The 6,362-nt window shown below is 69.0% G+C and carries 7 protein-coding genes and 1 pseudogene; 3 read left to right on the forward strand and 5 right to left on the reverse strand.

Translation table 11 applies throughout. From position 1 onward, the window contains the following. Positions 1–203: 203 nt before the first annotated feature. The 3 genes from IY392_RS07685 to IY392_RS07695 all read right to left on the reverse strand — a co-directional run bounded on the left by IY392_RS07685 (position 204) and on the right by IY392_RS07695 (position 3,863). Entirely contained in the window at positions 204–971 is a 768-nt protein-coding gene (locus IY392_RS07685; RefSeq protein WP_107755440.1) for an SDR family NAD(P)-dependent oxidoreductase, read from the reverse strand. A gap of 77 nt (positions 972–1,048) precedes the next feature. Then, positions 1,049–3,112, reverse strand: a complete 2,064-nt coding sequence (locus tag IY392_RS07690; protein WP_182612740.1) for a neutral/alkaline non-lysosomal ceramidase N-terminal domain-containing protein — start codon at positions 3,110–3,112, stop codon at positions 1,049–1,051. A gap of 148 nt (positions 3,113–3,260) precedes the next feature. After that, the gene (locus IY392_RS07695; RefSeq protein WP_031265000.1) at positions 3,261–3,863 is read right to left on the reverse strand and encodes a superoxide dismutase; all 603 of its coding nucleotides are present in this window, start codon (positions 3,861–3,863) and stop codon (positions 3,261–3,263) included. A 160-nt stretch (positions 3,864–4,023) separates the two neighbouring features. Here IY392_RS07695 and IY392_RS07700 point away from each other — a divergent pair, with 160 nt between their 5' ends. Continuing rightward, positions 4,024–4,512: an NUDIX domain-containing protein gene (locus IY392_RS07700; RefSeq protein ID WP_231750450.1), complete on the forward strand. Its 489-nt coding sequence runs from the start codon at positions 4,024–4,026 to the stop codon at positions 4,510–4,512. On the opposite strand, the gene IY392_RS07705 is transcribed toward IY392_RS07700, so the two are convergent. Then, a complete protein-coding gene (locus tag IY392_RS07705; RefSeq protein WP_156607051.1) occupies positions 4,474–4,647 on the reverse strand; it encodes a hypothetical protein in 174 nt (57 codons plus the stop codon). The two genes, IY392_RS07700 and IY392_RS07705, sit on opposite strands and share 39 nt — an antisense overlap. Positions 4,648–4,787: 140 nt before the next feature. Here IY392_RS07705 and msrA point away from each other — a divergent pair, with 140 nt between their 5' ends. After that, positions 4,788–5,429: a peptide-methionine (S)-S-oxide reductase MsrA gene (gene msrA, locus IY392_RS07710; protein ID WP_182612741.1), complete on the forward strand. Its 642-nt coding sequence runs from the start codon at positions 4,788–4,790 to the stop codon at positions 5,427–5,429. A 139-nt stretch (positions 5,430–5,568) separates the two neighbouring features. On the opposite strand, the gene IY392_RS07715 is transcribed toward msrA, so the two are convergent. After that, positions 5,569–5,772: a cold-shock protein gene (locus tag IY392_RS07715; RefSeq protein WP_017837502.1), complete on the reverse strand. Its 204-nt coding sequence runs from the start codon at positions 5,770–5,772 to the stop codon at positions 5,569–5,571. A gap of 270 nt (positions 5,773–6,042) precedes the next feature. On the opposite strand from IY392_RS07715, the pseudogene IY392_RS07720 reads away from it, so the two are divergent. After that, positions 6,043–6,362: pseudogene (locus tag IY392_RS07720) on the forward strand (pyruvate kinase); the annotation flags it as partial.

A 6,362-nucleotide genomic window follows, 5' to 3' on the forward strand; every position in this document is an offset into this window, starting at 1 on the left:
CGCTGCCCTGGGCCCCGGCGGCGCCCGAGCAGGCCGCCCCGGCACCCGCTCCCCAGGCTCCGGGCCCGGATACCCCGAACGGTCGCGGCTGACGGATCGGCTCCGACGCGCGACGTCCACAGAACGGCGCTGAGGCCCGCTCCCTGACCAGGGGGCGGGCCTCAGTCGTCGATTCCACGGTCAGATCACCGCGGAGCCCCGGATCAGCGCGGCGCCATGCGCAGCGCGCCGTCCATGCGGAAGCTCTCGCCGTTGAGGTAGTCCTGCTCGACGATCGCGTTCGCCAGCTGGGCGTAGTCCGACGGGCGTCCGAGACGCGAGGGGAACGGGATCGAGGCCTCGAGGGTCTTCTGGAACTCCTCGGTCAGGCCCCGCAGCATCGGGGTCTCGATCGTGCCCGGGGCGATGGTGTTGACGCGGATACCGAACTGGGCGAGGTCGCGGGCCGCACAGATGCCCATCGAGTACACGCCGCCCTTGGACGCGGCGTAGGCGATCTGGCCCACCTGGCCCTCGTAAGCGGCCACGGAGGCGGTGTTGATGATCACGCCGCGCTGGCCGTCGGAGTCGACCGTGTCCTGGGTGGACATCGCCTCGGCGGCGAGACGCAGCACGTTGAACGTGCCGACCAGGTTCACCGAGATGCAGGTCTGGAACAGGTCCAGGGGGTGCACGCCCTTCTTGGACACGATGCGGGCGGCCGGGGCGATGCCCGCGCAGTTGACCACCACGCGCAGAGGGGCGGCCTCGGTGGCCTTGGCGATGGCGGCCTTGACGTCGTCCTCGCTGGTGACATCGGCGGCGAGGAGCGTGATCCCCTCATCGATGCCCTGCTCGACGGCCTTGTCGATGGACTGCTGCAGGTCGAGGCCGAAGACGATCGCCCCCTTCTCGGCGAACGAACGAGCGGTGGCGTTGCCCAGACCGGAGGCGGCGCCGGTGACGATGACGGAAGCACCCTTGATGTCCACGGGCGATGTCCTTTCTCTCTAGGAGGCGAGCACTAGGAGGTGCAAGCACTTACCGGCCCAGTGTTCCAGAACCGTGTTCAGCGCACGTCGAAGGCCGGGCTCTCCCCCCGCACGGGGAACAGTCGACCGTCGAGGCCGCGGCCCGAGGCGGTGTACACCACCCGGTACTCACCGGCCGGGGTGCCCGGCGGGATGTCCCAGGTGATGAGGGCGTTGGTCACCGTGAGCAGCCCCTCGAACACGATCATGGTGGACCAGTCGCCGTCGTCGTGGACCCGGATCCACCGACCGCCGTCCCGGCGCTCCACGGCGAGGTAGGTCTCACCCCGTCGAAGGTCGGAGTTGGGGTTCGTACCGCAGAACCGCACCGTGACCCGCTGACCCGTCCGATAGTCGGGCAGGGGAGGGTCCAGCACGTCCCCGAAGTTCCGCAGCGGCGCCGGGGTGTCGACAAGCGGGTTGCCCAGCGGGGAGACGGGGATCTGTCCGGTGAGGTCCCGCTCGGGGGTTCCCGGGTCCAGCGGCGCCCCGGCCCGCATCGACCGAGCGAGGTCGGCGGCGATCTGCTGGATGGCGGGCAGTGTCCACGGTCCGAAGGCGGTGGCGCCGCCCTCGTAGTTCTGGGCCGAGTACTCCTCCGGGGTCGTGACATAGTGCCCGTAGGCGTTGGAGTACCCCTGCACGGTGACGTGGTCCTCGGGGACGGCGAGCTCGGCGGCCAGTGTCCGACGCAGGCGTAGGCCAGCCACGACGGTCGGCTCGAAACCCAGGCTGAACAGGTAGTGCCCACCCAGTCGGACGAGGTGGAACGGATAGACGCGCTGGATGGCGTGCGGCACCAGGCCCACGGGCAGGAGTATGTCCTTCGCGCCGTGCGCCTCTCGTAACCAGGCGGGGATCACGACCTCGGAGATGGCTCTGACCGCGGGGTTCCCACCCCGGTCCCCTTCGGTGAAGGGCAGTTCCTCGGCGCCCCCTCCGTCCTCCTGGCTGCCCGCGGCGAACGCCGCGCCGAGCGCTGCGACGGCGGTTCGGTGGGTGCGGCCGTCGCCTGTGAACTCCGGCCGGACCTCGACCATCGACATGTCGACCCAGCGGTGACGGACGTCGATGCCACCCCCGAGCGGGCGGACGTCCCGGCCCACCTGGTCGCGTGCGGCGGCGAACTGTCGTTCGCCGTTGATACGGGTGTTGAGCCACTCGTCCGGAGTCGGCCCCCGCCCGGGCTGGAGGTCGAGGTTGGGACTCACGTCGCCGGGGTTCGTCTGGGCGAACGCGGTCACCAGGGCCGGGGTTCCGCCGGCCAGATAGTCCTGGCCCGCGGCCTCGCGCTCCCAGAACCAGGCTGCGTATCCCTTGTTGTCCGACGAGGAGAGCCTGTTGGACGTGGTCATGGAGGTCGCGTGCGAGGCAAACCAGTTGATCACCCCGACCAGGTTCCCGCCCCGGGTGACCTGCAGGGACTGCGACCGGGGGTCGATTCCGGTGGGGAAGTGGGCACGCTCCTCGGCGGGGTCCCGGTCGAACGACCCGCGGGAGCGGTTGACGCCGGCGTCGTGCAAGTGGCCCGTCGTGACCCCGACGTCCGACGGCGCGAGGTCGTGATGCGCCATGCGGACCGCGTCGACGATCCCGGCGCAGTTGGCGTCGAAGGTGACGGGCCGGAAGCCGAGCATCGAGAGGTCGACCATGGGGTGACCGGACGTCCCGCCGGGGGCGGAATGGGTGTGCGTGGCCGTGATGACCACATTTCCCTCGTGGTAGGCGTCGCCGAACTCGGCGGCGAGGCGTCGGAGGACCTCCTGCTGGATGGACTGGAAGACCAGCCCGATCTCGGCGGTGACGTGGAGGAACCTGGGTGACGACGGGGAGTCGGCGAAGACGAACGCCCGGGCCCGCTGACGCAGGTGAAGCCCCACGGAGTGCTGCTCGGTGTCGGCGTAGCCGTTCATCCCCGCCCCCAGGGACTCCCCGGTCATGTCGCCGATGCCCCGGCCCACGTACATCCGGGTGGACTGCGCGGAGGCGACCGCGGGGAGGACGGAGCGCAAGGCGGTGACCCCCCCGAGGGCTGCCGCCGCGCCGAGGACGGTGCGGCGCCCGACGCCGTGGCGCGTGGTGACGTGGTGTGACATCGACATCGGGCTCCCGGGTCCGCGGTGCAGGTGACGTCGGTCACCTCTGGTGCAGTCAGGCTACCCAACTGGACACTTGACCGGAAACCCGGTCGGGATGAACGGGAACGGGCCCCCGCGCCCTGCGCGGAGGCCCGTCACTCGGGTCGTGTGGTCAGCTCTTGGCGGCGGCGTAGCGCTCCGCGACGTCCGCCCAGTTCACGACGTTCCACCAGGCCTTGACGTAGTCCGGCTTGACGTTCTTGTACTGGAGGTAGAAGGCGTGCTCCCACATGTCCAGCATGAGCAGCGGGGTCATGTTGATCGAGATGTTGCCCTGCTGGTCGGTCAGCTGCTGGATGATCAGGCGCTGGCCGATGTGGTCCCATCCCAGGACCGCCCAGCCGGAACCCTGCAGGGTGGTGGCGGCGGCGTTGAAGTGGGCCTGGAACTTGTCGAAGGACCCGAACTCGGCGTCGATGGCGGAGGCCAGCTCGCCCTCGGGCTTGTCGCCACCGTCGGGCGACATGTTCTGCCAGAACACCGAGTGGTTGGTGTGGCCGCCGAGGTGGAAGGCGAGATTCTTGCTGAGCAGCGGGGCCTTGGTGGAGATGGTGCCGTCCTCGCGCGCCGCGGCCAACTGCTCGAGCGCGTCGTTGGCGCCCTTGACGTAGGTGGCGTGGTGCTTGGAGTGGTGGAGCTCCATGATCTCGGCGGAGATGTGCGGCTCCAGCGCGCCGTAGTCATAGGCGAGGTCGGGAAGAACGTACTCGGCCATAGCGGTGAGTCCTCTCAGTTGGGTGACGGGCCGCGCCTGGGTCCGGCCCATGGTGCCCGTCACGACGTCCGGTTCCCACCATAGTGATCGCGCACCGGTGGTGTCGCCCACCAGCGGAGCGGTCGGGCGATCGCCCGCCCTGCCTGCCATGATCGAGGGCGTGGATCATCAAGATTCGACCTCTCTCCGCGTCATCTCCGTCTCCGCGGTGGTGGTGAGGCGTCCGGACGGGTCGGTGGTGACCGTGCGCAAGAAGGGCACGGACCGATTCATGCTCCCCGGGGGGAAGTGGGAGCCGGGTGAGGCCCCGCTGGACTGCGCGGTCCGCGAGCTCGACGAGGAACTGGGCGTGCCTCTCGCTCCGGAACGGCTGACCCCGCTCGGACGCTTCGACACCGCGGCGGCGAACGAGCCCGGGTTCAGATTGGTCTCCGAGGTGTTCACCGTGGAGACCGACCTGCCTGTGGAGCCCCGGGCGGAGATCGCCGAGGCGCGCTGGCTGACGCCGACGGAGCTGCGGACCGTGGCGGTTCTCCGAGAGGATGAGTGTGCACCATGGGCCCCGCTCCTGGTCAGGGTGGTGCGTGAAGGGTTGTGGTGGGGCCGCGGCTCAGAGAGCGACGATCGCGACGAGCGCGAGGAGCAGTAGCGCGGCGGTCACCACCGTCACGGCGATGTTCCGGTGACTGACGTGGTCACTGGACCCCGACCCCTCGAAGGGCTGGGAGGAACCACGGTCGAGGATGTCGCGCAGCTGCTGTGCGGCGGGCTTTGAAGCGGTCACGTCGAGCTCCCCACTGGTCGATCCTCCGCCCACCCTAGCGCGGACTATGGTATTCGTCACATCACGTCCGGATCACATCTCTCCCCCGGGGTTACCCTGGCTGCATGGGCTGGTTACAGGACGCGATACGACACTCGACGATGCGGACAGCGACCGAGGTGATCGACGCCGACTCGGCACTGCCGGGCAGGCCCGACCCGGTCGCGGTGGCGCCGACCAACATCGTCACCGGCAACCCGATGGTGCCCCCGTTCCCCGACGGGCACGAGTCGATCGTGCTGGGGATGGGGTGCTTCTGGGGGGCGGAGAAGATCCTCTGGCAGCTCGACGGGGTGTGGACCACCGCGGTCGGGTACGCGGGCGGATGGACGCCCAATCCCACCTACGAGGAGACCTGCACGGGCGCGACGGGGCACACCGAGGCGGTTCTCGTGGTGTTCGATCCCGAGGTCCTGCCCGTCGAGCGGCTCCTCGCCACGTTCTTCGAATGGCACGACCCCACCCAGGGCATGAGGCAGGGCAACGACCGGGGAACGCAGTACCGATCTGCCGTGTTCACCACCACGACCGCTCAGCTGGACACGGCCCGGCGTGTGGCGGCCGCCTATCAGAAGGAACTCGACGCCGCGGGGTACGGCCCTCTGACCACCGAATTCGGGTTGCTCAGTGAAGTCCGGTCCGGCGAGTTCGCCTACGCCGAGGACTACCACCAGCAGTACCTGATCAAGAACCCCGGTGGATACGACTGCCACGTCCGCAGCGGAGTGGCCTGCCCGATCTGAGGCCGCCCGTTCTCTGGGACTGTGAGGCCGCCGGTGCTCAGAGGCATGCGGAAGGGGACATGCGGAAGGGCCCTGCCCGGGAGTGATCCCGGGCAGGGCCCTTCTCGTCGATGCGGCGTCAGATCGCTCTGACGTCAGCTCACATCGGGGTGATGTTCTCCGCCTGCAGGCCCTTGGCGCCCTGCGCGACGTCGAAGGAGACCTGCTGGTTCTCCTCGAGCGAGCGGTAGCCCGAGCCGTTGATGGCGGAGAAGTGAGCGAAGACGTCGGCGGAGCCGTCGTCGGGGGCGATGAAGCCGAAGCCCTTGTCGGCGTTGAACCACTTCACGGTACCGGTAGCCATAGTGGCGTCCTTTCGAGAGTCGGTACCCCGCTTGTCGGGATACCAGATGATGCAGCAGAGAGCGTGCTGTGTGTTTCCCTGCGGTGCCGCATCGTTCTCTCTCAAGAACGGTGGATCTACAGAAATACAACGTACGTTTTCAACTACTGCGCAGAACCCTACAGCCTGAGAGGCGGTCCGTCACCCCCACGGGGTGTCCGGCAGGTGAATTCGCCGTTCCACCTCGGTTCCGGCCCGCTCGGTCGACCCGTCGGGGACGACACTGGGTGGGTGTACTCCGATCTGACGAGTGAACTCGACTCCATCCTGGGCGATCTCGCACCCGGCCGCGCGACGAGGGCGCGGGACGTGGGGCGTGTGCACCCGACCCACCGCCGGGGCGCTGAGAACCTCGTCGACTACGCGAGCCTGCGCCGACACGACCTCCGGGATCTGCAGGACCGACTGCTCGACGTGGGCGTCTCCCCTCTGGTCGGTTGTGAGGACGACGTGGAGGCGGCTCTCCGGGCCGCGCGGGCCGCGTTGGCCGCGCTCGAGGGGCAGGACCCGTCGCGGTTCGCGGATCGCAAGACCACCGCTCAGGCCCGCTC

It is taken from the genome of Dietzia sp. SYD-A1 (assembly GCF_015356725.1).
Taxonomy (GTDB): domain Bacteria; phylum Actinomycetota; class Actinomycetes; order Mycobacteriales; family Mycobacteriaceae; genus Dietzia.